The sequence below is a fragment of the Humidesulfovibrio mexicanus genome (genome assembly GCF_900188225.1).
GTDB lineage: Bacteria > Desulfobacterota > Desulfovibrionia > Desulfovibrionales > Desulfovibrionaceae > Humidesulfovibrio > Humidesulfovibrio mexicanus.
Genome location: NZ_FZOC01000003.1, coordinates 247,902 through 274,093, shown reverse-complemented (window position 1 = coordinate 274,093; position 26,192 = coordinate 247,902). Strand labels below are relative to the sequence as shown.

The window sequence follows — 26,192 nt, the reverse complement described above, 5'->3', positions numbered from 1 at the left end:
AACATCCTAGGCGCAAGCGCGGCCGTATGCAAGGCGTGATGCCCCGCGCGGGAGGACGGCCGTTTGTCTCCGGACCGGATTTGCCGTAAGAGGGCCTTGCGCGGGCCTTTGCCCGCATGGGGAGGCGCAAGGCATGTCGGGCGAGCGGAACATCTATCTCATCGGCGCGCGCGCAAGCGGCAAGACCACGCTAGGCAGGAAATTGGCGGCCAGGCTCCGGCGGCCCTTTGTGGACACGGATGCGCGGGTGCGCCTGCGCACGGGCAAAAGCGTGGCCGAACTGGTGGACGCGGGCGGCTGGGAGGCCTTCCGCGACGCCGAGAGCGTGGCGCTGGCCGAAGTGGCCATGTTCTCCGGCCAGGTGGTGTCCTGCGGGGGGGGCATTGTGCTGCGCGAGGAGAACCGCCATAGGCTCTCCGGCGGCATCGTGCTCTATTTGAAAGCCTCGCCCGAGGCGCTGGCCGAGCGGCTTTTGCGCAACCCCCTGGAGGCCCAGCGGCCATCGCTCACGGGCGGCGGCGTGGCGGAGGAGATCGCGCGGGTGCTCGCGGAGCGCGGGGCCGTGTATCTCTCCTGCGCCCACGCGGTGCTCCCGGCGGAGGCCCCCCTGGACGACCTGCTGGACCTGGCCTTGGCCGAGGTGGCGCGCATCGGCGGCGACAAGGCCGCGGTTGCCGGGCGGGGCCGAATCTCGTAGCATGGCGGCGCGGCCCCGGCCGTGACGACGCGGAGGCCCCATGTGCCCGTGGATGTATGAAAAGAACGTGGACGCGGGCGGATTGCCGCGTGTGCTGCGCGACCTGGCCGACGCCCTGGAGGGCGCGGGGGATCGGCGCGCTGGCGGCGACTTCGCCGGAGTGCAGCCCTTTTGTGGCCAGGGGTCCGCGCAGCGGCTGGAACTGGTGGCCGAGGCGCGGGAGGACGGCGGGTTTGCCGTGCGGATCACGGCCGGGCAGGCGCGCACGCAGGGCAAGAATCCTGTTCCGGCCGGGAGCCAGATGGCCGCGAGAGCGCCGGGGAAAGCCGCCAGCCCCCGGCCCGGCGAGGCCCAGGCCCTGGCGCGCGAGAAGTACCGCCAGCTCAAAAAGGCCCTGCAGGCGGACTTTTCGGCCCTGTCGCGCGCCGTCGAAGCCGGGGCTGTGCCGCAGCGCGACACGCTGGAGTCCTTCCTGGCCCTGGCCGAGGGCATGGCCGCGCTGCCGCAGCCGGTGAAGGACGCGCACGGGCCGGAGGCAGGGGAGCTGGCCCGGGGCAACACCGCTTTTCTGGAGGACGCGCAGTCCCTGCGCCGGGCGTTCGACGCGCGCGACGTGTCGGCCTGTGCCCAGGTTCTGGCGCGCCTTGCACGGCGCAGAAGCGCCTGCCACGCGCAGTATCGTTGAAACGGCCGGCCGATACAGAACGCCCCGCCACGCGGGACAAGGAGCCATGCATGACGGCAGATTTCGATCTCGACGGTCTGGCGGCCGGGTTGACGGCGGAGGTCACCGAGGCGGACGAGCGGCTCTTCGCCGTCCTGGTGGACACCACGCTCGATGCGGCCATGCGCGAACGCATCCGCACGCCGGGCGTGGTCATGCCCGCGCAGCAGTCCGTGCTGGCCGTGCACTGGCACCCGGAGCACGTGCCCATGGACCTGCTCCGCCAGCGCATCGAGGCCAGCTACCCGGCCATGCGCACAAGCCTCATCATTCCCACCCAGCATAACCAACTGCTGGAGTACGGACCCTATTCCGGGGTGGAGGTGGACTGCTACTCCCGTGGCTTCAACCAGAAGGTGCAGCTTTTGCTGCACTTCCGCACCGAACGCATGGGCGATGCCCATGTGCTCAAAAGCATGTTGGCCCACACCCACGCCTACCGCTCGGGCCAGCTGTTCGACTATCTGTTCACCGTGACCAAACCCGACGAAGAGCGCTTGGCCCTGGCCGCGCGGGAGTCCGGCTCGGACGAGGCCGTGGTGGCCTGCGCGCGGGCCTGCTGCCTGAAGCTTGCCGCCCTGCTGGAAAAGCACGAGGGCAGCATCCCGGTGGACGCCATCAAAAACAAGCTGGTGCGCAACTTCGTGGAGGGCCAGCGCCCGGTCTTGGGCAACGCCCTGGCCAACCGCGTGCAGGTGTTCCTGAAAGAGGTCAAGGCCGTGGTCAAGGCGCGCTTCCCCCTCACCTATTTCTACCGCACATCGGAATTCATCGAGGAAGTCCGGGGCCTTGGCGGCGGAGTGGTCATTCCCCACCCGGAGCAGTTCTGGCCCATTCTGCTGGCCAACTACGACGTGGACGGCTACGAGGTCTGGAACCCGCAGTCCCAGCGCTACACGGAGTTCCTCATCTCCGTCTTGTGCGAGAAGAACCGCCTGCGCCGCGACGGCGAGCGGCGAATGCTGGTGTTCATGGGCGACGACACCCACATGGGCGAAAAGACCTTGGCCGTCAGCGATCCGGCCAAGGCCCGGCGCGAGATCGGTCTGCAGCCCGCATGGGACGACCTCGCCATCGGCAAGAAACTCATCGTGGCCGACATGGACCGCGCGCGCGTCATCGAGGAATACGCCGCCCGGCTGGACGGCTAGGCACCGGGGGAGGGCGCATGGGCTACGACCAGAAATTCGTGTTCGAATCCATACAGGACGCCGAGAGCATTCGGCAGTACCTGGAGGCGGTGATGGAGGGGCTGCACAAGGGGCGGCTGGTGGTGAGCGCCGGGCAGGAGGAATTCGTGCTCCAGCCGCGTGAGCTGCTGACCTTCGCCGTCAAGGCGCGCAAGCGCGGCGGCGCGGGGCGGCTTTCGCTGACCATCTCCTGGCGCTGCCCGGAGGAGGAAACCCCCAAGCAGGGGAACACCCTCAAAATAGAGGCCTGAGATGAACTCCCTGGAGGGCTTGGAGGAAAACTTCCGCTTCCTGGTGCTTGAAGTCACCGGGCAGATGAGCGACACGCGCGCCTTTGTGGCCGCGCCCAGCCACGAGCTGTACGACAAGGTCGTCTCGCGCGACGACTACATCGACAACCTCAAGAACATCGTGGAGGACAAGTGCTACTCGCGCATCCATGGCGCGCGCGGCCTCTCCAAGCGCGACATCGACCGCATCCGCGGCGTGCAGATCATCTCCGCCAACCTGGAGCGCATCGCCGACTACTGCGTGAACATCGCCGGGCAGATGCGCTACCTCAAGGATCTTTCCGTGCTGTCGCGGCACAAGCCCGGCCCGCTCTTCGACATCATCGAGGACGGCCTTTCGCGCATCCTTGAGGTGCGCTCCAGGGCCGAGGTTGCGGGCGCGCTCAGCATCTGCCGGGCCGAATTCGACCTGGACAGCCTGTACAAGGACGCCTTCGACGCCCTGATGGAGGAGATGCGCCTGGGCCGCGACGTGCAGAACGGCGTCACGGCCATCTTCATCTTCCGCTACCTGGAGCGCATCGGCGACTCGCTTTTGAACATCGGCGAGGCCCTGCTCTTCTCCGTCATCGGGGAGAAGATCAAGATCGAGCAGTTCCAGGCCCTGCAGCAGACCCTCTCCAAGACCGGCTTCGAGGGCGACCTGGGCGACATCGACTTCCGCTCCATCTGGGGCACGCGCTCGGGCTGCCGCATCGGCCGGGTGAGCCCCAAGGCCGCCCCGTCCGACGTGGCCCAGGGCGGTATCTTCAAGGAGGGCAACCTCAAGAAGATCCGCCGCGAACGCGAAAACCTGGAGTTCTGGGCGCGCGTGTCGCCGGGCACCGGGCCGCGCATCTTCAGCTATCACGAGGAGGGCGACAGCGCCTCCATGCTGGTGGAGTTCCTGCCCGGCTGCACCTGGACGGAAGTGGTGCTCACCGCGGCCGAGGATGTGCTGGAGGACGCCATCTTCATCTTCGAGCAGACCGTGGGCGACATTTGGCGCTCCACGCTGGAGAAGGGCGAGGCCCCGCTGGACGCCATGGGCCAGCTCTCCGAGCGCATGGCCGCGGTGCGCCACGTGCATCCGGACTTTTTCCGCCAGGCCGCGCAGCTGGGCGCGGCGGCGATACCCGGCACGGAGGAGCTGGTGGCCCGCTGCCGCGACATCGAGGGCGCCCTGCGCGCGCCCATGACCGTGCTGCTGCACGGCGACTTCAACGCCAACAACATCGTCTTCGACCAGGGCGCGCCGCGCGTGCACTACGTGGACCTGCACCGCACCCGCCGGGGCGACTTCGTGCAGGACGTTTCCGTGTTCCTGGTGTCCTTCTTCCGCATCCCGGTGTTCGAGTCGGCCATGCGGCGGCGCATCAACCACATGATCGCCTCGTTTTACGACTACGCGGCGGACTTCGCCGACGACATCGGCGACGCGACCTGGCAGGCGCGGTTGGCCATGGGGCTGGCGCGCTCCTTCGCCACCAGCACGCGTTTCGAGCTCAACTACGACTTCGCGCGGGAGATGTTCCAGCGCGCGCACTACCTGATGGAAGGCCTGGCCGCGCATCAGGGCAAGCCCTGGGAGGACTACCGCCTGCCCAGGCCCATCCTGTTCTACTAGGGGAGGCGGCCATGCGCATCGCAGTGGTGGGCATCCACGGGGCCTGGTCCTCGGAAGTTCTGGCCGACGCCGTTGGCCGGGCCACCGGGGAACGCATTCTGGTGGACCTGGACCGCGCCCGGCTGGACCTGCCCGGCGGACGGCTTCTGTGCCCGGACCAGCTGGGGCGGCCGGTGGACCTGTGCGCCCTGGACGCCCTGTGCGTGAAGAAAGTCGCCCGGAGCTACTCTCCGGAGATGCTCGACCGCCTGGAGATGCTGCGGATTCCCGCGGCGCGCGGCGTGCGCGTGTTTTCCGATCCGGCGCGCATCCTGCGGCTGGTGGATCGGCTGGCCTGCACCGTCACCCTGGCCTCCGTCGGCGTGCCCCTGCCGCCCACCACCATCACCGAGGACCCGGAGCAGGCCCTGGACGCCCTGCGCGCATACGGCCGCGCCATCCTGAAGCCCCTGTTCACCTCCAAGGCGCGCGGCATGGCCCTTGTGGACGCCGAGGCCCTGGACGCGGCGGAGCTGGTCCGGGCCGTGGCGGGCTTCCAGGCGCGCAACCCCGTGCTCTACATCCAGAAGGCCCTGGACCTGCGCGGCCAGGACCTGGGCGTGTGCTTCCTGGGCGGCCAGTATCTGGGCACCTACGCCCGCCGCAAGGAGCCCGACGCCCAGGACGACGGCCCCGCGGCCTGGAACACCAGCACCGCCAGCGGCGGCCGCTACGCCCCCTTCGAGCCCCCGCAGGACATCATCGATCTGGCCTGGCGCGCTGGCGCGCCCTTCGGCCTGGACTTCACCTGCGTCGACGTGGCCCTTACCGCCGACGGCCCCTACGTCTTCGAGGTCTCGGCCTTCGGCGGGTTCCGGGGCCTCAAGGCCGCCCACGGCATCGACGTGGCCGAGGCCTTCGTCGCCTACGCCCTCAAGGAGCTCGCCGGGTGAGCGCCGCCCCGGGCTTCGACGCCCTGGCCGGGGACTGGACCGCGCGCTTCCCCGCTTCCTTCGGCTTCCATCTGCGGCTGGAGGAGCTGAGCGTCTGCGTGCGGGGCAACTCCCAGGCCGTCATGGACGATCTGCGCGCCTATTTCGCTCCCTTCGCGAGCCCCGGCGCGGCCGAGGCGGACATCTCCGTGCTGCTGCTGGACGCCCCGGCGCAGGAGCCGCCGGTGCCCCTGGCCGTGCGTCCGCACCTGCCGGGCAAGCGGCCGGACAAGGAGCGTTTCGCCGACTTCCCCGGCGCGGACGGCGCCGTGCTGGGCCGCCTGGTGCGCAAGCAGGCCACCGGGATGCTCTTTCTGTTCGGCCCCGGAGGCCCGGCCAGCGCCTCCGGGCTCGCCCGGAACATCGCCATAGGGCCCTGCGCGGCCAACCGCAACCAGCTGGTGAACTTCATCTGCGCGCGCTACATGGAGCGCCGCGTGGCCCAGGGCTGGCTGCTTGGCCATGCCGCGGGCGTGGCCCTGCCGCTGGACCGGGGCGGCGCCGGACTGGCCCTGTGCGGCTTCGCGGGCATGGGCAAAAGCACCCTGGCCCTGCACCTGGCCGCGCGCGGACTGGACTTCCTGAGCAACGACCGCGTGCTCATCGAACCGGCAAGCCCCGGACACGGCCCCGTGCTGCACGGCATCCCCAAGCATCCCCGGCTGAACCCCGGCACCGCGCTGGGCAATCCGGAGCTGGCGCCCTTCCTCTCCCGCGCCCTGCCCCGGTCGCTGCGCGCGGCTTACGCAAACCTGCCGCCCCAGGCCCTGTACGGCATCGAGGACAAGTTCGACGCCATCATCGACGAGTGCTTCAGCGCCCACAAGCCCGCAGCCCGCAGCACCGCCAGGGGCGCGCCGGGGCGCTTCCGCCTGTCCGCGCCCCTGGCCGGCTTGGCCGTGCTCAACTGGAAGCACGGCGGCGGCCCCATGCGGGCGCGGCGGGTGGCGCTCGCCGAGCGGCCGGACCTGCTTCCGGCCCTGCGCAAGCCCCCCGGCGTGTTCTACCTGCCCCACGCCCTCGCCCGCGCGCGGCTCTCCAAAACGGACTGTCTGGCCGCCCTTTCCGGCGTGCCCACCCTGGAGCTCTCGGGCGGCTCGATCTTCTCCGCGGCGACGGAGGCCTGTCTCGACCTTCTGCACCCCAAGCCCTGACCAGGAGCACCACCATGAGCGGCAACACCTTCGGCACCCTGTTTCGCCTCACCACCTTTGGCGAGTCCCACGGCGTGGGCCTGGGCGGCGTGGTGGACGGCTGCCCGCCGGGCCTGGCCGTAAGCGAGGAGGCCATCCAGCGCGAGCTTGACCGCCGCAAGCCCGGCCAGGGCGGCCCCGCGGCCACCGCCCGCAAGGAATCCGACACCGTGCGCCTGCTCTCCGGCGTGTTCGAGGGGCTGACCACCGGCACGCCCATCGGCTTCGTCATCATGAACGAGGACCAACGCTCCCGCGACTACTCGGCCATCAAGGACGTGTTCCGCCCCGGCCACGCGGACCTGGGCTTCGAGGCCAAGTTCGGCCTGCGCGACTACCGGGGCGGCGGACGCTCCTCCGGCCGGGAAACCGTGTCGCGCGTGGCGGGCGGGGCCGTGGCGCGGGCCTTCCTGCACAGCCTGGGCATCGTCGTTCGGGCCGCCACCATCGAACTCGGCGGCATTCCGGCCCAGGCAAGGGACTTCGACGGCGCGCAGGACCGGCCCTTTTTCAGCGCCGACCCCGAGGCCGTGGACGCCTGGACCGAGCGCGTGCAGGCCGTGAAGGCGCAGGGCGACACCCTGGGCGGCGTGGTGGAGCTCCGCGCCAGCGGCGTGCCCGCCGGTCTGGGCGAGCCTGTGTTCGACAAGCTCGACGCGCGCCTGGCCTGCGCGCTGATGGGCGTGGGCGCGGTGAAGGGCGTGGAGGTGGGCGCGGGCTTCGCCAGCGCGCGCGCAACCGGCAGCGCCAACAACGACCCCATCACCCCGCAGGGCTTCCTGTCCAACAACGCGGGCGGCATCCTGGGCGGCATGTCCAGCGGGCAGGAGATCGTGGTCCGCGCAGCGGTGAAGCCCATCCCGTCCATCGCCCTGCCCCAGCGGACCGTGAGCCGCGACGGCGAGGCGCGCAGCATCACCATCGGCGGTCGGCACGACATCTGCGCCATTCCCCGTATCGTGCCAGTGCTGGGGGCCATGGCCGCCCTGGTCCTGGCGGACTTCGTCCTCTTGCAGCGCAGGCTGGGCCGATAGCCCGAAGCCCGCGACCGCTGGCCCAGCCCACCGACAAGCAGCCATCCCGCCAAGAGATGGCCGCGGGTTCTGGCGACACATGCCCGGCGGCGTCCTGGGAGCGCGTCCCGTGGTCCTGGACCGTGCACAATGCCGATACGAAACAGCGGCCTCAGCACGGCGAACGTGTGACAACGCCCCGAAAGACGCGGCGGGGAAGCGTGGCGCCCCCCGTGCGCACCCGTGCTGCGACCGCCGCGCACCAGAATGCGCATCGTTCGGCTTGGCGGGGAAATGATCGCGCCGACGGGATTCTTTCCCTCTGCGCACAGGGATAGACAACGGGACGCGCGAACCCCGCACATTACGCATCCGCTAGAGAAAACCTCTTGGCTTTTGACGCGGTTCAAGGCATGGTGACAATGCATTGGATGAGGAGACCGGCCCAGCGTCCCCGCCAGTCCATGCCGGGGACCCCCCCAAGCAACCGTCGGGAGAGACTCCCGCACGCCTTACGCATACTTCCCAAGGCCATGGCAGTGCGGTGGAGCGAAACGCTGGCGGCGGACGCCCCCAACCCAACGGAGAGCGAATGAATCTGGACGACATCGGACGCGCGCCTCTTCCCGGCCCTGCCAGGGATTGGCAGACCGCGCAGTTCGAGCCAGCCTTCGTCCAGCTCAAGGCCGAGATCGACAAACTCTCCTCCATCACCGCCGCAGGCGCGGTGGACTGGGCCCGCGTGGTGGACCTGGCTGCGGAGGTGCTCTCCACCACGGCAAAGGACCTCACGGCCGCGGCCTACCTGGGCGTTGGCCTCACCCAAACTCGCGGCCTGGAAGGATTGGGCACCGGCGCGCGCATCCTGCGCGACATGGCCGCAACCTTCTGGGACTCCTGCACGCCGCCCAAAAACCGCCTGCGCGGACGCATGGCCGCATTCTCCTGGTGGCAGGAAAAATGTCTCGCCTGGCTCAAGAACGCCCAGGATCTCCCCCCTCTGCCCGCCCAGGCCCACCTTACCCTCATGGAGGCCGTGCGCGCCCTGGACCAGACCCTGAGCGGGCTCTTGCCCGACCTGCCGCCCCTGCGCGACCTGCTGGAGGTCCTCTCGCGGGTTCCTGTCCAGGCCGAGGCGGCTCCAGCGCCGCAGCCCCCGGCCGGTGAAAGCGGCCAGACCACGCCCCGGCAGGCCGCCCAGCCCCAGAACACCGCCCCCGCAAACGCCGAGGACGCGCGCGCCGTCCTGGCCGAGGCCGCGCGCACCTTCGCCGCCCTGGCCGGACGCGAGACCCCAGCCGACCCCTGGGCCTGGCGGGCCACGCGCATCGCCGCCTGGTTGCGCATCGGCGGCCTGCCGCCCGAGGAAAACGGCCGCACCCTGCTGCCCCCGCCGGACCCGGCGGTGAAGGCCGCCCTGCTGAGCCTGCTGGACCAGGGCAACTTTCTGCTGGCCGCCCAGACCGCCGAGGAGCAGATCCCCGAGCATCTGTTCTGGCTCGACCCGCACCGGGTGGCGGTCCAGGCCCTGGAAGCCCTGGGGTCGGACTACGCCGCCGCCCGCGAGGCCGTGCTGGCCGAACTGGGGCTCCTGCTTGCGCATCTGCCCGGCCTGGAGCGCCTGAGCTTCGCCGACGGCACGCCCTTTGCCGATGCCGAGACCCTGGACTGGCTCGCCGGGATCCAAGGCGCGCCCCCCCGCCCGGACGCGGCAACGCGCCCGGCGCGCGGCGAGGCCGCCAAGGCCAGGGCCGAGGCCGAGGCGCTTTTCGAACGGCAGGACGTGGCCGGAGCACTGGATTTGCTGGGGCAGGCCTCGCGCCAGGCTGACGACGGCCCCACCCGGCTCCGGCTGTCCCTGGCGCAGATGTCGCTTTTGTGCCGGGCCGGGCACTGGCCGCTGGCCACAAGCCTGGCCGAGGAGGCCGTGGCCGAGGTGGAGCGCCGAGGCCTGGAGGACTGGGACCCGGAATTGGCGGTGGAGACCTTTCTCGCCGCGCGGGAGGCCGTGCTGGGCCAGGGCGGCGACGACGCCCCGGCCAGGGCAGGGGCCTACGCGTCACGGGCGGCGCGCATCCGGCCCTCGGCCGCGCTGCACCTTTCGGGCTAAGGCCCGCAACGAATTGGACCGCCGGGGCCAATGCGCTCCGGCTCACGCAGAATCCGCACGTTTGGCAAGGAGGAGCATCATGGCGCAGGAAGGTTCCGTCGCCCCCAAGGAGCGGGTGAACATCGTGTACAGGCCGGCCACCGGCGACGCCAAGGAAGAGGTCGAGCTGCCCCTCAAGCTCATGGTGCTGGGGGACTTCACCCTCAAGCCCGATGACCGCATGGTGGAAAACCGCGACCCCGTGTCCGTGGACAAGGACAACTTCAACGACGTGCTCAAGGGCCAGGGGCTGGAGCTTTCGCTCAACGTGCCCAATCGCCTCTCCGGCAAGGAGGACGACCAGTTGGCCATGCACATGAAGTTCGAGAGCCTCAAGGACTTCGACCCGGACGCCATTGTGCGCAACGTGCCGGAGCTGGCCAAGCTCATGGAGCTGCGCGAGGCCCTGAAGGCCTTGAAAGGCCCTCTGGCCAACGTGCCGGAGTTCCGCAAAAAGGTGCAGGAGCTGGTGAAGGACCCCGGCGCGCGCGAACGGCTGCTCCAGGAACTGGGCATAAAGGGCGAGTAGGAGGAGACGCGACATGGCAGACGAACAGCTCCAGACATCGGCAGCACAGGCCGCCCAGACCGGGGAAGGCCCAAGCCTCCTCGACGAGATCGTGGAGGCCTCCAAGCTCAAACCCACGGACGAGGGCTTCGCCGCCACCAAGGCGGGTTTGCAGGCCTTCCTGGCCCAGCTGGTGCAGACCGGCGGCGAGGCCAAGGTCTCCGGCGCGCAGGTGGACGACATGCTGGCCGAGATCGACCGCAAGCTCTCCTCCCAGGTCAACGCCATCATGCACGACGAGCAGTTCCAGAAACTGGAGGGCGCATGGCGCTCGCTGAAGTTCCTGGTGGACCGCACGGACTTTCGCCAGAACGTGAAGGTGGAGTTCATGAACGTGTCCAAGGAGGACCTGCTGGCCGACTTCCAGGACTCCATGGAGGTGGTGAAAAGCGGCCTGTACAAGCAGATCTACACGGCCGAATACGGCCAGTTCGGCGGCCAGCCCATAGGGGCCATGGTGGCCAACTACGACTTCGGCCCCGGCCCCCAGGACGTGGAGCTTCTGCAGTACGTGGCCTCGGCCTCGGCCATGGCCCACGCGCCCTTCATCGCCGCGGCGGGCAAGGAGTTCTTCGGCGTCGAGTCCTGGGAGGAGCTGCCCAACCTGAAGGACCTGCACTCCATCTTCGAGATGCCCCAGTACGCCAAGTGGAGAAGCTTCCGGGAGAGCGAGGATGCCCGCTACGTGGGGCTGACCCTGCCCAAGTTCCTGCTCCGGCTGCCCTACGGGGCCAACACCGTGCCGGCCAAGAGCTTCAACTTCCAGGAGACCGCCGAGGACAACGAGGACTTCTGCTGGGGCAACACGGCCTTCGCTTTCGCCTCGCGCCTTACGGACAGCTTCGCAAAATACCGCTGGTGCGCCAACATCATCGGCCCGCAGGGCGGCGGCGCGGTGGAGAACCTGCCCCTGTACCAGTTCGAGGCCATGGGCCAGACCCAGACCAAGATCCCCACGCAGGTGCTCATCAGCGAACGGCGCGAATACGAACTGGCCGAAGAGGGCTTCATCGCGCTGACCATGCGCAAGGGTTCGGACAACGCGGCCTTCTTCTCCGCCAACTCCGCCCAGAAGGGCAAGGTCTTCGCCAACACGCCCGAGGGCAAGGAGGCAGAGCTCAACTTCAAGCTCAGCACCCAACTGCCCTACATGATGATCATGAACCGCCTGGCCCACTACGTGAAGGTCATCCAGCGCGAGAACATCGGCACCTGGAAGGAGCGCACCGACCTGGAAAGCGAGTTGAACAAGTGGGTGAGCCAGTACGTGACCGAGATGGACAATCCCGACCCCACCACCCGCAGCAAGCGGCCCCTGCGCCTGGCCAAGATCGAGGTCAACGATGTGGCGGGCGATCCGGGCTGGTATTCGGTAACGCTCAAGGCCCGGCCGCATTTCAAGTACATGGGCGCAAGCTTCACCCTTTCCCTCGTCGGCAAGCTGGACAAGGAATAACGTCCCATAACCGCAACCCCCGCATCAAGGAGGATTTCCCATGGCTCTGATCGCGTACATGGCAGTGAAGGGCAACACCCAGGGAGACATCAAGGGCGACGGCTCGCAAAGCGGCGACAAAAAGGACAAGATCCTCGTCTACGGCTCAGACCACACCGTGGAAATCCCGAAGGACACGCACACCGGCCTGCCCACGGGCCAGCGCGTGCACCACCCCTTCACCGTGACCAAGCACAAGGACCAGGCCAGCCCCAAGCTGTTCAAGGCCTGCTGCACCGGCGAACAGTGCACCATCACCCTGGATTACTACCGCATCGACCCCACCGGCCGGGAGCAGAAGTACTACACGGTCAAGATGGAGGAGGCCATCGTGGTGAGCCTGCGCGAATACAGCCCGCTCACCTTCCTGCCGGAGAACAAGCCCTACCACGACATGGAGGACGTCTCCTTCACCTACTCCAAGATCACGTGGACCTACACCGACGGCAACATCGAGTACGTGGACAACTGGAAAGGCTAACCGAGACATGCGCGGGCGCGCTGGAAACGGCGCGCCCGCGCCTGCGTGAACACGGGGAGATCCTGGCTCGATGCGCGAAAAAAGGCTTCTTGAGCGCCTGCGGGCGGTGGAGCTCAACCCCGACTGGCGCGGCGGCGCGGACCCGGCGGCTGGCGTGCGCTCGGTGCTGGAGCACATCGCCAAGATGCTCAACACCCGGCAGGGCAGCGCGCCCATCGCCCAGGACTACGGCGTGCCGGACTTCACCTCCATCGCCAGCACCTTTGGCGCGGAAAGCGTCGGCCAGGTGGAGGAAGCCATCACCGCCGTCATCCTGCGCTACGAACCCCGTCTGAGCGGGGTGAAGGTGAGCTTCGAGCCCCAGGCCGACCGGCCCTTCTCGCTGGCCTTCCGCCTCTCGGCGCGGCTCACGGGCGAGGGCAGACAAACCCCGGTGGTGTTCGAAACCATCCTGAACCCCGACGGCCGCATCACGGTCATGGAATAACCGGAACAGCAGCGTGATCGACAAGTACTACCAGCGCGAACTCTCGCACCTGCGCGACCTGGCGGCGGAATTCGCCAAGGCGCATCCCGCCGTTGCGCCGCTTCTGTCCGGCCCTTCTGCCGACCCGGACGTGGAGCGCATTCTGGAAGGCACGGCCTTCCTCTCCGGCCTGGTATACGAAAAGCTCGACGACGACTTCCCGGAGATCGTCCACGGGCTCATCCAACTGCTCTTTCCGCACTATCTGCGGCCCATCCCGTCCTCCACGCTCATCCGCTTCACGCCCAAGAAAAGCCTCATGGAGACCGTGCGCGTGAAGGCCGGCTGCGCCATCGACTCGGTGGAGAGCGAAGGCACGCGCTGCACCTTCACCACCGGCTACGACGTGGACCTGCACCCCCTGGCCGTGACCGGCGGGACATTCGAGACCCTGGGCGCGGACGGCGGCAGGTTCACCCTCGGCCTGGAGCTCTCCAAGGTGCGGCTGGAGGCGTTTGCGGCCAAAAGTCTGCGCTTCCACCTGGGGGGGGATTACGCCGAGGCCACGCGCCGCTACTGGCTGTTGTTCACGCGGCTCAAAGAGGTTCGGCTGGTCCCCGGCGAGGGCGGCGCGCCCCTAAGCCTCAAGCCCTCGCGCATCCGCCCCGTGGGCTTCACCGAGGAGGAGGCCCTCATCCCCTTTCCGGCCCGCTCGTTTCCGGGCTACCGCGTGCTGCAGGAATACTTCACCCTCCCGGAAAAATTCCTGTTCTTCGACCTCACCGGGCTTGAGGCCTGGCGCACGCGCGGACAGGGCGGCCGCTTCTCGGTGGAGTTCCTCTTTGAGCGGCTGCCCCAGGACATGCCGTCCATGCGCGCCGAGCATTTCCAGCTTTACGTCACCCCGGCGCTGAACCTTTTCCCCTACCACGCGGACCCCATCCTGCTGGACCACAAGAAGCCGGAATACCCCGTCCGCCCCTCCACCCAGAACCCGGAGCATTACCAGGTCTTCACGGTGAACGCGGTCACCGGCTTCGCCCAGGGTTCGGTCACGGAGCGCGACTACCTGCCCTTCGAGATGTTCAATCCGCAGGTGGAGGCCACGCCGGTGTATTCGCTGCACCACAGGCTGTCGCCCCTTGGCGGCAAGGCCGAGCTGCACCTCTCCGTGGCCTACCCCGGTTCCGGCGACATGCCCCGGCAGGAGACCCTGTCCGTGGACATTCTGTGCACCAACGCCTCCCTGCCGGAAACCCTGCGCGCGGGCGACGTGCGGATGCCCACCGAGACCTCGCCCGAGCTGGCCGACTTCACCAGCATCCGGCCGCCCACCGCGCCGGTGCAGCCGCCGCTGGGCCGCAACATGCTCTGGCGGCTCTTGTCGCACATGTACCTGAACTATCTCTCCGTGGCCACGGCGGAGAATCTGCGCTCCATGCTCAAGCTCTACATCTTTCCCGAAACCCGCGACCGCATGGCCGTGCTGGCCAACACCCGCCGGGCGGACGCCATAACGGGTCTGCAGGTGCGCGCCACGGAGCGCTTCGTGCGCGGCAAGATCGCCCGGGGCCAGGACATCAGCCTGACCCTGGACAGGCAGGGCTTTGCCGGAGAGGGCGACATGTACCTCTTCGGCTCGGTGCTGGACGTGTTTCTGGGCAACTACGCGGCCATCAACTCTTTCACGCGGCTCACCGCCGAGGACAACCTGCGCAAGGAGCGCTTCACATGGCCGGAAAGGCTGGGCGACAGGCCCCTGCTCTAGGCGCGCCAGACGCCGGTGCGGCGGCGGCGAAAAGCGCCCCCTCGCCCCTGGACGAGCTGCGCCGGAGCCCGCGCTCCTTCTCCTTTGCGCAGGCCGTGCGGCTCTTGCGCCAGGCCCACGGCGGGGCGGACAAAACCCGCTCCGAGCATTTCCTGCGCGAGCGGCTGCGCGTGCGCGCCCTGCTTTCCCTGGGCTTCCCCGCCACGGACCTGGCCGCGCTGGAGGAACTGCCCGCAGCCGAGGACGACCCCGCAGGGGAGGCCGGCCGGGTCCGGCTGACCGCCACCTTCCTGGGGCTCTACGGTCCGTCCTCGCCGCTGCCCACCTTCTACACCGAGGAACTGCTGGACGAGCAGTCCGAGGACCGCTCCGTGAGCCGCGACTTCCTGGACGTGGTGGGCGACGGCTTCTTCACCCTGTTCTTCCTCGCCTGGACGCGGCACCGGCTGTCCCTCAAGGCCTGCGAGGAGCGCGACCCGGACACCATGGAGCGGCTCTACAGCCTGGTGGGCCTGGGCGACCCGGAGGTGCGCTCCCTGTTTTCGCAGCCCGGGCTGCTTTTGCGCTCCATGGGCCTGCTCACGCAGTTCCCGCGCTCGGCAGCGGGGCTCCGGGGCCTTTTGGCGGAACGCTCCGGCGCGCCGGTGACTGTGGTGCAGTGCGTGTCGCGCCAGGCGACCATTCCGACGGACCAACGCTGTCGCCTGGGCCAGGACACCGCCACTCTGGGCGAAACCGCCTGGCTGGGCCAGCAGGCCCGCGACGACACCGGCAAGATCCGCCTCGAGGTCGGCCCCCTGTGCGTGGAGAACTACCGCAGGGTCATCCCCGGCGGAGACTGGCACGCGGCCATCGTGCGGCTGGTGCGCTTCTACTGCACCGAGCCGCTGGAATTCGACGTGCTGTTCCTGCTGGACCCTGCCGAGGCCAAGGGCGCGCGCCTGGGCCAGGGCCACTGGTCGCGGCTGGGCTGCGACGCCTGGCTGGGCGTGCGGGAACAGGAGACCCCCCGGGCCTTGTTCCGGGATTTGCGACGGCACACTGACCGCAACGAGCAAAGGAGTGCGCAATGATCGGCGTGGACATGAAGGCGCTGCTGGAGAAGATGAACGGCTTCTGCACCCAGGCCCTGCACGCGGCCGCCGGGCAGACCGTCAACCGCACCCATTACGAGGTCGCGGTGGAGCACTTCCTGCTCTGCTGCCTGGAGGACCCCGCCTGCGACGCCTCCCTGGCCCTGGCGCGCTTCGGCGTGGACGCGGGCAGGGTCAAAAAGGCGCTGAACGACGCCTTGGAGGACTTCCGCGCGGGCAATTCCGGCCGCCCGGTGTTCTCGCCCATCCTGGTGGAGCTCTTGGAAGCCGCCTGGCTGGTCAGCTCCGTGGACCTGGGGCTTTCGCGGGTGCGCTCGGGCGCGGCGCTGCTGGCCTTTCTGCGCAAGCCCGGCTTCTACGCCCAGGGCGGCTACGCCGAACTCTTCGGCCCCGTGAACCGGGAGGATCTGCAAAAGGGCTTCTGGGAGCTCATGAAGGCGTCTTCCGAGACAGGGGGCGAAACCGGCGGTGAAACGGGCAGAGACGCGGCCGGGGGCGGCGCGGCCCAAGCCGGGGGCGAAAGTTTCATCGCCAAGTTCTGCGAGGACTTCACCGCCAAGGCGCAAAAGGGCAAGATCGACCCCGTGTTCGGCCGCGACGCCGAGATTCGGCAGATGGTGGACATCCTGGCGCGCAGGCGCAAGAACAACCCCATCCTGGTGGGCGAGCCCGGCGTGGGCAAGACCGCCGTCATCGAGGGCCTGGCCCTGCGCATCGTGGAGAACGACGTGCCCGAGGTGCTCGCGGGCGTGACCCTGCTCGGCCTGGACATGGGCCTCTTGGAGGCCGGGGCGGGCATGAAGGGCGAGTTCGAGCGCCGCCTGAAGGGCGTGCTGGACGAGATCAAGGCCTCGGAAAAGCCCATCGTGCTGTTCATCGACGAGGCCCACATGCTGGTGGGCGCGGGCGGCCAGTCCGGCGGAAGCGACGCGGCCAACCTGCTCAAGCCCGCCCTGGCGCGCGGCGAGATCAAGACCTGCGCGGCCACCACCTGGAAGGAATACAAGAAGTACTTCGAAAAGGATCCGGCGCTGGCCCGGCGCTTCCAGCTGGTGAAGCTGGACGAGCCCAGCCCGCAGACCGCCGCCCTCATCCTGCGCGGCATCCGCGACTCCTACGAGAAGGCGCACCGCGTGGTCATCCGCGACGACGCCATCGCCGCGGCGGCCGAATACGCCCACCGCTACATCACCGGCCGCTTCCTGCCGGACAAGGCCATAGACCTGCTGGACACCGCCTGCGCCCGGGTGAAGGTGAGCCTCTCCTCCAAGCCCGCCGAGCTGGAGGACAGGGAACGCGCCGGGCAGGCGGCAGAGCGCGAGCGCAAGGCCCTGCTGCGCGACCAGGCCAACGGCGCGCCCGTGGACCCCGCGCGCATTGCGGAGCTGGCCGGGATCATCGCCGACGCGCAAACACAGGCCCAGGAGATCCTCGCGGGCTGGCAGCGCGAACTGGCCGCGGCCACCGTCCTCGTCGACGCGCGCACGGCCCAGGCCGAGGCCACGAAAGACGCATCGGACGGCCAGGCTCCGGAAGACGCCCGGCGCGCCCTGGCCGAGGCCCGCGCCGCCTTCGAGGCCGCGCGCTGGGGCGACGGGCTGGTCAGCATCGAGGTGACGCCGGACGTGGTGGCCCGCGTGGTCAGCGACTGGACCGGCATCCCCCTGGGCAAGGTGGCCCGCGAGCAGGCCGCCCTGGTGGCCGACCTGGAGCATCGCCTTTCCGAGCGCATCAAGGGCCAGGAGGCGGCCATCGCCGCGGTGACCCAGGCCATCAAGGCCAGCAAGGCCGGGCTGCGCTCCCCGGACCAGCCCGCCGGGGTGTTCCTGCTGGTGGGGCCTTCCGGCGTGGGCAAGACCGAGACCGGGCTGGCCCTGGCGGATCTGCTCTTCGGCGACGAGAAGAGCGTGGTCACCATCAACATGAGCGAGTTTCAGGAAAAGCACACCGTGAGCCGCCTCATCGGCTCCCCGCCGGGCTACGTGGGCTACGGCGAGGGCGGGATGCTCACCGAGGCCGTGCGCCAGCGCCCGTACTCCGTGGTGCTGCTGGACGAGGTGGAGAAGGCGCACCTGGACGTGCTGAACCTGTTCTACCAGGTCTTCGACAAGGGCAGCCTCACCGATGGCGAGGGCAAGGAGATCAACTTCCGCAACACGGTGATCATGCTCACCTCCAACCTCGCCTCCGACGTGATCCAGGAGATGACCGCAAGCGGCGCGGAGCTGGACCTGGACACCCTGCTCGCCGCCGTGCGGCCCATCCTCTCCGAGCACTTCAAGCCCGCGCTGCTGGCCCGCATGAGCGTGGTGCCCTACCGCAGCCTTTCGGCCGAGGCCTTGGGCCGCATCGCCCTGCTCAAGCTCGACGCCCTCAAGCGTCGGCTCATGGCCAACAACAAGATGCGCCTGAGCTGGACCGACGCCGTGCCCGAGACCATCGCCGCCCGCTGCACCGAGGTGGAGACCGGCGCGCGCAACATCGAATACATCCTCTCCGGCACCATCCTGCCGCGCATGTCCCAGGAGATCCTGGCGCACATGTCCGGGGCCGGAATGCCCGCCTCCGTCGCCCTGGACGTGGGCGAGGACGGCGGCTTCACCATGACCTTCGCCCAGGGGGAGCAATGAAAAAGAGCGCCTTCATCACCATGCTGGACAAGGACGAGGGCCTGGCCCGGCTGCTCTACCAGGAGATAGCCCGCTACGGCCTTGCGCCCGGCGGCCACTTCTGGGCCGACGACCTGCCGAACATGGCCTGGGCCGCGGCCGCGCCAGAACTGTGCGCCCCCCAGTGCGGCTGCTGGATCATCGTGGGCCAGGCCGCGCGCTTCGCGGAGAAGACCACCAGGCAGGGGCTCTCCTGCCTGGCCCTGGCCGCCCAGGCGGCCCACGGCCACGGCTTTCCCATCCTGCTGTCGCCCTCGGGCGGCAAGGTGGCGGCGGCGGAGCTGCCCACGCCCCTCAAGGGCGCGGAGGTGGCCCCGCAGGGCCTGGGGGTCAAAGCCGTGGCCCGCGCCAACGCGCCCAGGCAGAACAACGCGCAGGAATACCGCCTTGCGCCGCACCCGCTGCCGGGGCTGGGCTTCTGGCTGGAGGTGGGGCCGGGCCGCGACCCCTGGCGCGGGGCCATGCTGGGCGCAACCGGCGCGGAGCCCGACGCCCACGGCGTGGGCCAGGCCGGAAGCATTCCGCAGACCAGCACCCTGCACTACCCCGTGCGCGGAATGCGCCTGGACCTGGGCGGGCGGGAATTCACGGCCTGGGGCGTGCAGAACGAACTCACAGCCGCGGAGTCCTATTTCGTGCGCCTGAACGAGACCCCAGAGTCCCTGGTGTTCGGGGCCTTCCCCGACGCCGACGACGCCAGCGTCTTTACTGTTGATTTGGCATGAGGTAGCGAGAAGAATGGCTGGAGGAATACGCTGATGCCAAGCGCCGCTGCGCAAAAAACCGAAAGGCCGCGCCCAGGCCGGACAGCCCGTTCGCGGTCTGCCGCGCTCTTGCTCGCCTGCGCGCTGGCCATGGCTTCCGCGCTTGCGGGCGGGTGCTCCAGCAAACCGCCGCTGCCGCCGCCCAAGCCCTACGAAGTGCCGCAGAAGGCCGACAGCCCGCAGGCGGTCAAATGGGGCTACGCGCCGCACGCCTTGACCCTTGAACTCAACGCCGACCCGGAGCTGAACAGCTACGACGGTTACTCGCACAACGTGCTGTTGTGCATCTTTCAGCTGAGCGACACCGCGGCCTTCGAGGAGCTGGCGGCCAACCAGGGCGGCATCCGCAAGCTGTTGGCCTGCGACCGCTTCGACAAGTCCGTGGTGCATTTCGAGCGGCGCTACATAAGCCCCGGCAGCCAGACCACGCTGGTGCTGGACCGGGCCGAGGGCGCGCAGTTTCTGGCCGTGGCGGCCGGGTATTACGACCTTGACCCCGGAATGGTGACGCGCTCCTGGCAGTTCCCCCTCAAGGTGGACCAGGAGGGAATGCTTTTCTGGAAGTCCGACGTGTACAGCCCCGGAAGCCTGCAGATGGACCTGCTGCTCGGGCCCCGCTCCATTCAGCGCATGGGAGGCGACTAGTGTCCGAAGGCCCCGTCTACTGGCACCACGGGCTGTTCCTGCAGCCCCAGCACCTCCAGCTCACCGACAGGCGGCTGGCGGAGTCCCTGGAATCGTTGCTTTCCACCGTGCGCCCCTGGCTGTGGGGCGTGGCCGAGATGGAGCCGGACGCCGGGGCGCTGGCCGCCGGGCGCATGGAGTTCGCAAAGCTCTCGGTGCTGTTCCCGGCCGGCTGCGGCCTGCTGCTGGCCAATTTCCCCGGCGACGCCGTGTGCGCACCGCGCCGCGTGCCGCTGGAGTCCATACCCGCCGATGGCGGCATGACCGTCTACGTGGCCCTGCGCTCCATCCGCCCGGACGAGCCCAACGTCACCGAGGTCGACACGCCGGACGCCCTGGCCGAAGCCCCCACCCGCTGGGCCGTGCTGGCCGAGCCCGAGACCCTGCGCGACCAGTACGGCGACGGGCCGGATGCAGGCGTGAGCCGCCTGAAAAGCGTGCTGCGCATCGTCTTCGAGCCGGAAGTGACGGACCTGGGCGGCCACTCCCTGGTGCCCCTGGCCCGGCTGACCCGCGAAGGCGAGACCCTGCGCCTGGATCCCGGCTTCGCCCCGGCCAGCCTCACGGTGCGCGCCGCGCCCTGCCTGGCCGCCCTGGTCAACGAGATGCGCGACCGCGTGGTGGGCAAGGCGCGCCAGCTGGAGGGCTACAAGAACCTCTCCGGCCGCGGCGGGGCCGTGGGCGAGCTGGCCGTGCTGCTCATGGCCCTGCGCAGCCTGTCGCGCTTCGCCGCGCGCCTGGACCACGCCCTGCGCTCCCCGGCCCTCTCCCCGTGGGAGGCGTACGGCATCGTGCGCGAGCTGGTGGCCGAACTTTCGGTGTTCTCCCTTGAGGTGGGCGCCCTGGGCGAGACCTGGGAGGGCGGCAAGCTCCTGCCCGAATACGACCACGAGGACCTGGGCCGCTGCTTCCGCACCGCGCGCGACGTTGTGGTCAAGCTGGTGGACGCCATCTCCGCCGGGCCGCGCTGGGCCGCGCGCTTCGCCTTCAAAGATCCGTACTGGAGCCTGGAGATACCGCAACCCGTGCTCGCCGAGGGCGGCGAATTCTGGCTGGCCCTGGCTTCGGATTCCGCAGATCCGGAGTCCATGCGCGCCTCGGCCCAGCGGCTGCTCAAGCTCTCGGCCACGGGCGGCATGGCCTCGCTTCTGGTGCGGGCCGTGCCGGGCATTCCCCTGGGCTTCAGCGAACATCCGCCCGCCGGGCTGCCCCGCAGGCCGGGAGCCCTCTATTTCCGCATCGGCGTGGAAAGCCCGCAATGGGCCGATGTGGCGGCCAGCCGCAGCCTGTCCATATACTGGGACGAGGCCCCGGCCGATCTGGACGCCCAGCTCGCGGTCATCGGGAGATAGCCCATGGCGCTTGTGGACAGGTTCCTCCCTCCGGCGGCCTTCGCCGCCCTGCTGGCCCGCGAGCCGCAGCTGGCCGACGTGCCCTTCGCCACGGCCAGGGCGGACATGGACCGTTTGCTGGACCAGGCCGTTGCGGCTTCGCGCGCGCAACGGGCCGAGGATGTCGAGGACGCCCTGTTCGCCGTGTGCGCCTTCGCCGACGAGGCCGTGCTCAGCTCCCAATGGCCGGGGCGGCACGAATGGCTCAAAAAAAGCCTGCAACGCGAACGCTTCGGCACGGTGAACGCGGGCGAGGAATTCTACGAGCGTCTGGCCGCCCTCAAGGCCAGGGTCCAGGCGGGCCAGGGGGCCCAAGGGGCGCTCTTCGAGGAAGAGGACGCGACCGGACGCGTGCGCGGGGTGCTGGAGATCTACGCCGCCTGCCTGACCATGGGCTTTACCGGGCGCTACTACGGCCAGGGCGGGCGCGAGGAGCTGTCGAGCCTGACGCGCGAGAGCCTGGACCGCCTGCTGGTGCGCGGCCCGGACCTGGATGGCCGCCTGTTTCCCGAGGCCTATGCCCGGCGCGGCGCGGCCGAGCCGCCCCGACGGCTGGTTCCGGCCCTGAAGCTGCTGGCGCTGCTGGGCGTGCCCCTGGCCACGGCCGTTTACCTGCACGCGGCCTACGCCTCGCTTCTGGCGGCCTGGGCGCGCCAGTGGCTCGGCCACCTGAATTGAAAGACAGCGGGGCCTGAGCCCCCGCCGCAAGGATACGCTGGACAATGGCTCGAATGCTCATCACCGCGCTGAAGATCGTTTTGCTGCTGGCCCTGCTCGGCGCCGCCGCCGTGGGGGCCGTGCTGCTGGCGCGGCACGAGGGGTGGCCGGATTGGACCGCCGCGGTGATGGTGGCCGGGCTCTTGGCCGTGGTCTTCCTGACGCTGTTCCTGCGCAGGGTCTACTACCGCCGCCGCGAGGCCCAGTTCATCAAGCGCGTGGTGGCCCAGGACAGCCAGTCCGTGGCAGCGGCCCCGGCGCGTGAGCGCAGGCAGCTGCAGGAGCTGCAGGACCGCTGGACCGCCGCCGTGCGCCTGCTGCGCTCCTCCAAACTGCGGCAGCGCGGCGACCCGCTCTACACCCTGCCCTGGTTCATGGTCTTCGGCGAAACCGCCTCGGGCAAATCCACCGCGGTGTCCCACGCGCGCCTCACCACCATCCTCAGCGACGCGGGTCCGGCCAAGGGCATCGCGGGCACGCGCAACTGCGACTGGTGGTTCTTCGAGGAGGCCGTGGTGCTGGACACCACGGGGCGCTACGCCATCCCCCTGGACCAGGAGGCCGACCGCGAGGAATGGGAGCGCTTCCTCTCCCTGCTTTCCCGCTACCGCCGCCGCGAACCCCTCTCCGGCGTGGTGGTGACCCTGCCCATGAACCGCCTGCTCTCGGACGACGCGGATGCGCTCTCCGAGTACGGGCGCTCCATCCGCCTGCGGCTGGACCAGCTCATGCGCGGGCTGGGGGCCAAGTTCCCGGTGTATGTGCTCATCACCAAGCTGGACCTGGTGCTGGGCATGACCGCCCTGTGCGACCTTCTGCCCAAGGAGGAGCGCGGCCAGGCCGTGGGCCTTCTAAACGCTGAGGAGCGCCGCGCCCCGCGCCAGTTCGCCGATGCGGCCCTGGCCCACGTGTCGCGTCGGCTCAAGGACATGCGCCTGCTGCTGGCGGCGGAAAACGGCGCGGCCGACGGCAAGGCGGCCCTGTTCCCGGACGAGTTCGAACGCCTCATCCCGCTCATCGACGCCTTCATCGAGGGGGCTTTTTGCGAGAACCCCTACCAGGAGACGCCGTTTTTGCGCGGCCTGTTCGTCTCCAGCGGGCGGCAATCGGGCATGACGCGCTCCGGCGTGCTGGGCGCCCTGGAGTCCCTCAAAGGCAAGGAGTGGCGGCTGCCCGACACCGGGCGCGGGTTGTTCCTGCACGATTTCTTCTCCACCATCCTGCCCAGGGAGCGCGGGCTCTTCCGCCACATCGACGAATACATCACCTGGCGCACGGCCACGCGCGGCCTTGGGCTTTTGGCCTGGCTGCTGGCCATGCTGGCCGTGGTGGGCCTGTCCTCCATGGCCTACGTGAAGACCCGCCGCGCCATGGACCCCGTGTACGCGGCCTTTCCCAAGGCCCCGGCCCTGGGCCTTGGCCTGGACGCGGACATGGTGCAGCTGGGGCTTTTGCGCGACCGCATCGTGGACATGGAGCGCGACCTGCACGGCGGCTTCTGGCCGCTCATGGGCTTCGAAGAGGGCGAGCAGACCCTGGCGGAGCTCAAGCGGCGCTATTGCACATGGTTCCGCCAGCACACCCTGAACCACATGGACAAGGCCATGAACGCGCAGTTGGCGGCAATGGACGCAAGCCGAACCGACGATTCCATGGCCAAGGGCCTGGAGTATCTGGTCTGGCGCATCGATGTGCTCACCGCGCGGGAGACGAAGTCGCAGCCGAGGCTGGACGGCCGCGACCCTGTGGACGGACTGGCCCTGGCCTTCGGCGGCAGGCTGCCGGAGGTGGCCGCCTTCTTCCCGGACATGTACCGCTCCTACGCGGCCTGGGAAGAAGACGCCCCAATGCTGGAACGCGAGCGAAAGGAGCTGCAGGCCTGGGCCGCGCGGCTCATCGACGCCGAAGGCGTGAACCTGCACTGGCTGGCCCAATGGGCCGGATCGCGCCCGGAACTGGCCGAGGTGACCCTGGACGACTTCTGGCCCGGCCTGGGGCAGGCGCCCGCCGGTCCCCAGGTGGGCGCGGCCTTCACCGCCAAGGGCAGGGAGGCCATCGTCAGCCTGCTGGCAGGGCTGGAGCAGACCGTGGAGGATCCCAAACACTTCCAGGGCCGCATTGCGGCCTTCTGGCTGTGGTACCAGCAGCGGTTCTACGAAGAATGGAGGCTTTTCGCCACGGACTTCCAAATGGGCCAGGACAAACTGGCCGTGCGCGCGGACTGGCTTTCGGCCGGCGCCGCCATGTCCACCCTGGACAACCCCTATTTCCGCCTGCTGCAGCGGATGCGCACGGAGTTCGCCTCCGTGGCCAAGCTCGGACCACAGCCTGCCTGGACGCACATTCCCGAGCGGGCGACGGTGCTGCTGGAATACCAGCGCTCCAAGGAGCAAAGCGCCTCGCTGGAGGCCAAGGTGGAGGGAGAGGTCAAGGTGGGCCTGGGCAAGATGCTGGGCGCCTTCAGCGAGCACGTGCGCAACCGCACGGACAAGATCGTCCAGGCCACGGCCGCCTTTGACGAATACATGAAGCAACTTGAGGCCTTCCAGCCCGTGACCGCCTCCAAGGAGGCCGCGTTCCGCTTCGCCTCGCAGCATTACGGCGGCGCGGGGGGCGCGGCGCCGCAGCCCTCCGGCAAAAACGTCCAGGCCCAGACCGCCCCGGCTGGAGGCCAACCCACAGCCGTGGACCTTGCCGTGGCCGCCCTGCACCGCCTGCGTCTGCTGGCGGGCGACGGCAAGCCCGAGGAAGAGCCCATGTGGCAAATCATGGGCGGGCCGCTCACCTTCCTGGTCATCTTGACGACGGACGAATCCGCCTGCGCTCTGAACGATTTGTGGGAGGCGCAGGTGCTGGCCGAGGCGCGCAACGTGCCCGAGTCCGGCCAATGGGAGGCGCTTTTCGGCGAAAAAGGGCTGGTGAACGCCTTCGCCCAGGGTCCGGCCAAGCCCTTCCTGCGCCGCCACTCGCGCGGGTGGTTCAGCGGCAGCTGGCTTGGCGTGCCCTTCCCCTTCGAAGCGTCCTTCCTGGACGTGCTCGACGCGGGCTCCCTGCGCAGGCAGCAGGTGCAGCCCAAGTACACCGTGCGCGTGGAGGCCCTGCCCGTGAACGTGAACCAGGAAGCGCAAAGCGAACCCTACTCCGCCACCCTGCGCCTGCAGTGCGCGGCGGGGCAACAGCAGCTGGACAACTACAACTACCCGGACTCCCGCGATTTCGTGTGGGAGCCCGCGACCTGCGGAGACGTGACCCTGGAGATCGCCTTCCGGGAGGGCGTGCTCAAGAAGACCTGGCCCGGAGCCTTCGGCTTCCGCGACTTCGTGCGCGATTTCCGCGACGGCCGGGAGGTCTTCGTGCCCCGCGATTTCCCGGACAAGCGCACCATCCTGGAGGGCCTGGGCGTCACCAGCATCCAGGTGTCCTACAAGCTCACCGGGGCCAAGGCCGTGCTGAACCTGGGCGACTACCCGGTCTTGCGCCTGCCGCAGACCGTGGCCGCCTGCGGGCGGGGCCTGGGGGGCGACGCCTCCGGCGTTGCCGCCGAAGCCCCCAACGGCGCGGGAGGCCAGCAATGAACCGGCTCCCGGCACGCCTCATCCCCTGGGCCCTCTTGTGCGGGTTCCTCTGCGCCGCCTTCACGCTCTTTTCCCTGGCAGCAGGAACGGACGCCCTGCACCTGCCCGGCGTGCTCAGCCTGTCCAGCCTGTGGGCCGAGCGTCCGGCCAAGGGCGAAATCCGCCGGGCCGTAAGCCGTCTGCGCCTGGCCGAGCAGGAGGCCGGGCATTGGCTGCTGGACCACGCGGGCAAGGCGCTGGAAACCGAGGCCGCCCGGCTGCAGACCCAGGGCAAGCGCCTGGAAGGCCTGGCTGGCGGCGCGGGCGAAGAGGACCAGCCCGACGACGACGCCCCCTTCCGCCTGCGCTCCCACCAGTTCTCCGAAACGGCCAAGGGCTTTGCCGCCGTTTTCGCCACCGACCGCGAGCCCGGCCAGGCAAGGGTCTACTTCCTGCGCGGGCCCGCGCGCCACGTGGTGGAGCTGCACGGCCTGTGGCAGAACGACGCGCCCAGGCTCAACTCCCTGCGCGGCCACCTGGTCAGCCGGGTGATCATCGACGCACACGAAACCTTTTTGCGAGTCGTCTTTCACCTGACGGACGCGAACGCCGGTCCAGAGCACTCGCGCCTCGACCTGGAACGCGGCCCGACGGGCTTCACCGTCAGCATCAAGCGGCCGCACTGACTTCCCGCCCGGCGCGCTCCCG

Annotated in this window: 22 protein-coding genes; all 22 read left to right on the top strand. The window is 69.3% G+C overall.

The window, feature by feature from the left end; genetic code table 11:
• Positions 1-133: 133 nt before the first annotated feature.
• The 22 genes from aroL (at position 134) to CHB73_RS07820 (ending at position 26,170) form a co-directional block, all read left to right on the top strand.
• Positions 134-697: a shikimate kinase AroL gene (gene aroL / locus CHB73_RS07925; RefSeq protein WP_089273879.1), complete on the top strand. Its 564-nt coding sequence runs from the start codon at positions 134-136 to the stop codon at positions 695-697.
• A gap of 40 nt (positions 698-737) precedes the next feature.
• Positions 738-1,382, top strand: coding sequence for a GAK system XXXCH domain-containing protein (locus CHB73_RS07920; protein ID WP_089273877.1), 645 nt, complete (start codon positions 738-740; stop codon positions 1,380-1,382).
• Between the two features lie 50 nt (positions 1,383-1,432).
• Positions 1,433-2,572, top strand: a complete 1,140-nt coding sequence (locus tag CHB73_RS07915; RefSeq protein WP_089273875.1) for a hypothetical protein — start codon at positions 1,433-1,435, stop codon at positions 2,570-2,572.
• A gap of 17 nt (positions 2,573-2,589) precedes the next feature.
• On the top strand, positions 2,590-2,862 hold the full coding sequence (locus CHB73_RS07910; RefSeq protein ID WP_179216953.1) for an amphi-Trp domain-containing protein: 273 nt from the start codon (positions 2,590-2,592) through the stop codon (positions 2,860-2,862).
• 1 nt (position 2,863) lies between these two features.
• Complete coding sequence (locus CHB73_RS07905; protein ID WP_089273871.1) at positions 2,864-4,507, top strand: PhoU domain-containing protein; 1,644 nt, start codon at positions 2,864-2,866, stop codon at positions 4,505-4,507.
• A gap of 11 nt (positions 4,508-4,518) precedes the next feature.
• Positions 4,519-5,439, top strand: coding sequence for a GAK system ATP-grasp enzyme (locus tag CHB73_RS07900; RefSeq protein WP_089273869.1), 921 nt, complete (start codon positions 4,519-4,521; stop codon positions 5,437-5,439).
• On the top strand, positions 5,436-6,632 hold the full coding sequence (locus CHB73_RS07895; protein WP_089273867.1) for an HprK-related kinase B: 1,197 nt from the start codon (positions 5,436-5,438) through the stop codon (positions 6,630-6,632). Before CHB73_RS07900 ends, CHB73_RS07895 begins: the two co-directional genes overlap by 4 nt.
• A 14-nt stretch (positions 6,633-6,646) precedes the next feature.
• Positions 6,647-7,705, top strand: coding sequence for a chorismate synthase (gene aroC / locus CHB73_RS07890; RefSeq protein ID WP_089273864.1), 1,059 nt, complete (start codon positions 6,647-6,649; stop codon positions 7,703-7,705).
• Between the two features lie 571 nt (positions 7,706-8,276).
• Positions 8,277-9,794: a type VI secretion system protein TssA gene (gene tssA / locus CHB73_RS07885; RefSeq protein WP_089273862.1), complete on the top strand. Its 1,518-nt coding sequence runs from the start codon at positions 8,277-8,279 to the stop codon at positions 9,792-9,794.
• A gap of 79 nt (positions 9,795-9,873) precedes the next feature.
• The gene (gene tssB / locus CHB73_RS07880) at positions 9,874-10,362 is read left to right on the top strand and encodes a type VI secretion system contractile sheath small subunit (RefSeq protein WP_089273860.1); all 489 of its coding nucleotides are present in this window, start codon (positions 9,874-9,876) and stop codon (positions 10,360-10,362) included.
• Between the two features lie 13 nt (positions 10,363-10,375).
• Positions 10,376-11,857, top strand: a complete 1,482-nt coding sequence (gene tssC / locus CHB73_RS07875; RefSeq protein WP_089273858.1) for a type VI secretion system contractile sheath large subunit — start codon at positions 10,376-10,378, stop codon at positions 11,855-11,857.
• A gap of 40 nt (positions 11,858-11,897) precedes the next feature.
• Positions 11,898-12,377, top strand: a complete 480-nt coding sequence (locus CHB73_RS07870; RefSeq protein ID WP_089273856.1) for an Hcp family type VI secretion system effector — start codon at positions 11,898-11,900, stop codon at positions 12,375-12,377.
• Positions 12,378-12,447: 70 nt separating this feature from the next.
• A complete protein-coding gene (tssE, locus tag CHB73_RS07865) occupies positions 12,448-12,864 on the top strand; it encodes a type VI secretion system baseplate subunit TssE (RefSeq protein ID WP_089273854.1) in 417 nt (138 codons plus the stop codon).
• 13 nt (positions 12,865-12,877) lie between these two features.
• A complete protein-coding gene (gene tssF, locus CHB73_RS07860) occupies positions 12,878-14,611 on the top strand; it encodes a type VI secretion system baseplate subunit TssF (protein ID WP_089273852.1) in 1,734 nt (577 codons plus the stop codon).
• Positions 14,575-15,684: a type VI secretion system baseplate subunit TssG gene (tssG, locus tag CHB73_RS07855; protein WP_089273850.1), complete on the top strand. Its 1,110-nt coding sequence runs from the start codon at positions 14,575-14,577 to the stop codon at positions 15,682-15,684. The genes tssF and tssG overlap by 37 nt, the downstream gene beginning before the upstream one ends.
• The gene (tssH, locus tag CHB73_RS07850) at positions 15,681-18,335 is read left to right on the top strand and encodes a type VI secretion system ATPase TssH (RefSeq protein WP_089273848.1); all 2,655 of its coding nucleotides are present in this window, start codon (positions 15,681-15,683) and stop codon (positions 18,333-18,335) included. The genes tssG and tssH overlap by 4 nt, the downstream gene beginning before the upstream one ends.
• Complete coding sequence (locus CHB73_RS07845; RefSeq protein WP_089273846.1) at positions 18,332-19,099, top strand: hypothetical protein; 768 nt, start codon at positions 18,332-18,334, stop codon at positions 19,097-19,099. Before tssH ends, CHB73_RS07845 begins: the two co-directional genes overlap by 4 nt.
• 129 nt (positions 19,100-19,228) lie before the next feature.
• A complete protein-coding gene (locus CHB73_RS07840) occupies positions 19,229-19,783 on the top strand; it encodes a type VI secretion lipoprotein TssJ (protein WP_179216952.1) in 555 nt (184 codons plus the stop codon).
• Positions 19,783-21,174: a type VI secretion system baseplate subunit TssK gene (gene tssK, locus CHB73_RS07835; RefSeq protein ID WP_179216951.1), complete on the top strand. Its 1,392-nt coding sequence runs from the start codon at positions 19,783-19,785 to the stop codon at positions 21,172-21,174. Before CHB73_RS07840 ends, tssK begins: the two co-directional genes overlap by 1 nt.
• A 3-nt stretch (positions 21,175-21,177) precedes the next feature.
• Positions 21,178-21,891, top strand: coding sequence for a DotU family type IV/VI secretion system protein (locus CHB73_RS07830; protein ID WP_089273840.1), 714 nt, complete (start codon positions 21,178-21,180; stop codon positions 21,889-21,891).
• A 44-nt stretch (positions 21,892-21,935) separates the two neighbouring features.
• Positions 21,936-25,505, top strand: a complete 3,570-nt coding sequence (locus CHB73_RS07825; RefSeq protein ID WP_089273838.1) for a type VI secretion protein IcmF/TssM N-terminal domain-containing protein — start codon at positions 21,936-21,938, stop codon at positions 25,503-25,505.
• Positions 25,502-26,170: a hypothetical protein gene (locus CHB73_RS07820; RefSeq protein ID WP_089273836.1), complete on the top strand. Its 669-nt coding sequence runs from the start codon at positions 25,502-25,504 to the stop codon at positions 26,168-26,170. The genes CHB73_RS07825 and CHB73_RS07820 overlap by 4 nt, the downstream gene beginning before the upstream one ends.
• Positions 26,171-26,192 lie beyond the last annotated feature (22 nt).

Excerpts from the sequence above, each read along its gene's own strand:
- aroL (WP_089273879.1), top strand. The coding sequence starts at position 134 with ATGTCGGGCGAGCGGAACATCTATCTCATCGGCGCGCGCGCAAGCGGC.
- CHB73_RS07920 (WP_089273877.1), top strand. The coding sequence starts at position 738 with ATGTGCCCGTGGATGTATGAAAAGAACGTGGACGCGGGCGGATTGCCG.
- CHB73_RS07915 (WP_089273875.1), top strand. The coding sequence starts at position 1,433 with ATGACGGCAGATTTCGATCTCGACGGTCTGGCGGCCGGGTTGACGGCG.
- CHB73_RS07910 (WP_179216953.1), top strand. The coding sequence starts at position 2,590 with ATGGGCTACGACCAGAAATTCGTGTTCGAATCCATACAGGACGCCGAG.
- CHB73_RS07905 (WP_089273871.1), top strand. The coding sequence starts at position 2,864 with ATGAACTCCCTGGAGGGCTTGGAGGAAAACTTCCGCTTCCTGGTGCTT.
- CHB73_RS07900 (WP_089273869.1), top strand. The coding sequence starts at position 4,519 with ATGCGCATCGCAGTGGTGGGCATCCACGGGGCCTGGTCCTCGGAAGTT.
- aroC (WP_089273864.1), top strand. The coding sequence starts at position 6,647 with ATGAGCGGCAACACCTTCGGCACCCTGTTTCGCCTCACCACCTTTGGC.
- tssA (WP_089273862.1), top strand. The coding sequence starts at position 8,277 with ATGAATCTGGACGACATCGGACGCGCGCCTCTTCCCGGCCCTGCCAGG.
- tssB (WP_089273860.1), top strand. The coding sequence starts at position 9,874 with ATGGCGCAGGAAGGTTCCGTCGCCCCCAAGGAGCGGGTGAACATCGTG.
- tssC (WP_089273858.1), top strand. The coding sequence starts at position 10,376 with ATGGCAGACGAACAGCTCCAGACATCGGCAGCACAGGCCGCCCAGACC.
- CHB73_RS07870 (WP_089273856.1), top strand. The coding sequence starts at position 11,898 with ATGGCTCTGATCGCGTACATGGCAGTGAAGGGCAACACCCAGGGAGAC.
- tssE (WP_089273854.1), top strand. The coding sequence starts at position 12,448 with ATGCGCGAAAAAAGGCTTCTTGAGCGCCTGCGGGCGGTGGAGCTCAAC.
- tssG (WP_089273850.1), top strand. The coding sequence starts at position 14,575 with ATGGCCGGAAAGGCTGGGCGACAGGCCCCTGCTCTAGGCGCGCCAGAC.
- tssH (WP_089273848.1), top strand. The coding sequence starts at position 15,681 with ATGATCGGCGTGGACATGAAGGCGCTGCTGGAGAAGATGAACGGCTTC.
- CHB73_RS07845 (WP_089273846.1), top strand. The coding sequence starts at position 18,332 with ATGAAAAAGAGCGCCTTCATCACCATGCTGGACAAGGACGAGGGCCTG.
- CHB73_RS07840 (WP_179216952.1), top strand. The coding sequence starts at position 19,229 with ATGGCTTCCGCGCTTGCGGGCGGGTGCTCCAGCAAACCGCCGCTGCCG.
- CHB73_RS07830 (WP_089273840.1), top strand. The coding sequence starts at position 21,178 with ATGGCGCTTGTGGACAGGTTCCTCCCTCCGGCGGCCTTCGCCGCCCTG.
- CHB73_RS07825 (WP_089273838.1), top strand. The coding sequence starts at position 21,936 with ATGGCTCGAATGCTCATCACCGCGCTGAAGATCGTTTTGCTGCTGGCC.
- CHB73_RS07820 (WP_089273836.1), top strand. The coding sequence starts at position 25,502 with ATGAACCGGCTCCCGGCACGCCTCATCCCCTGGGCCCTCTTGTGCGGG.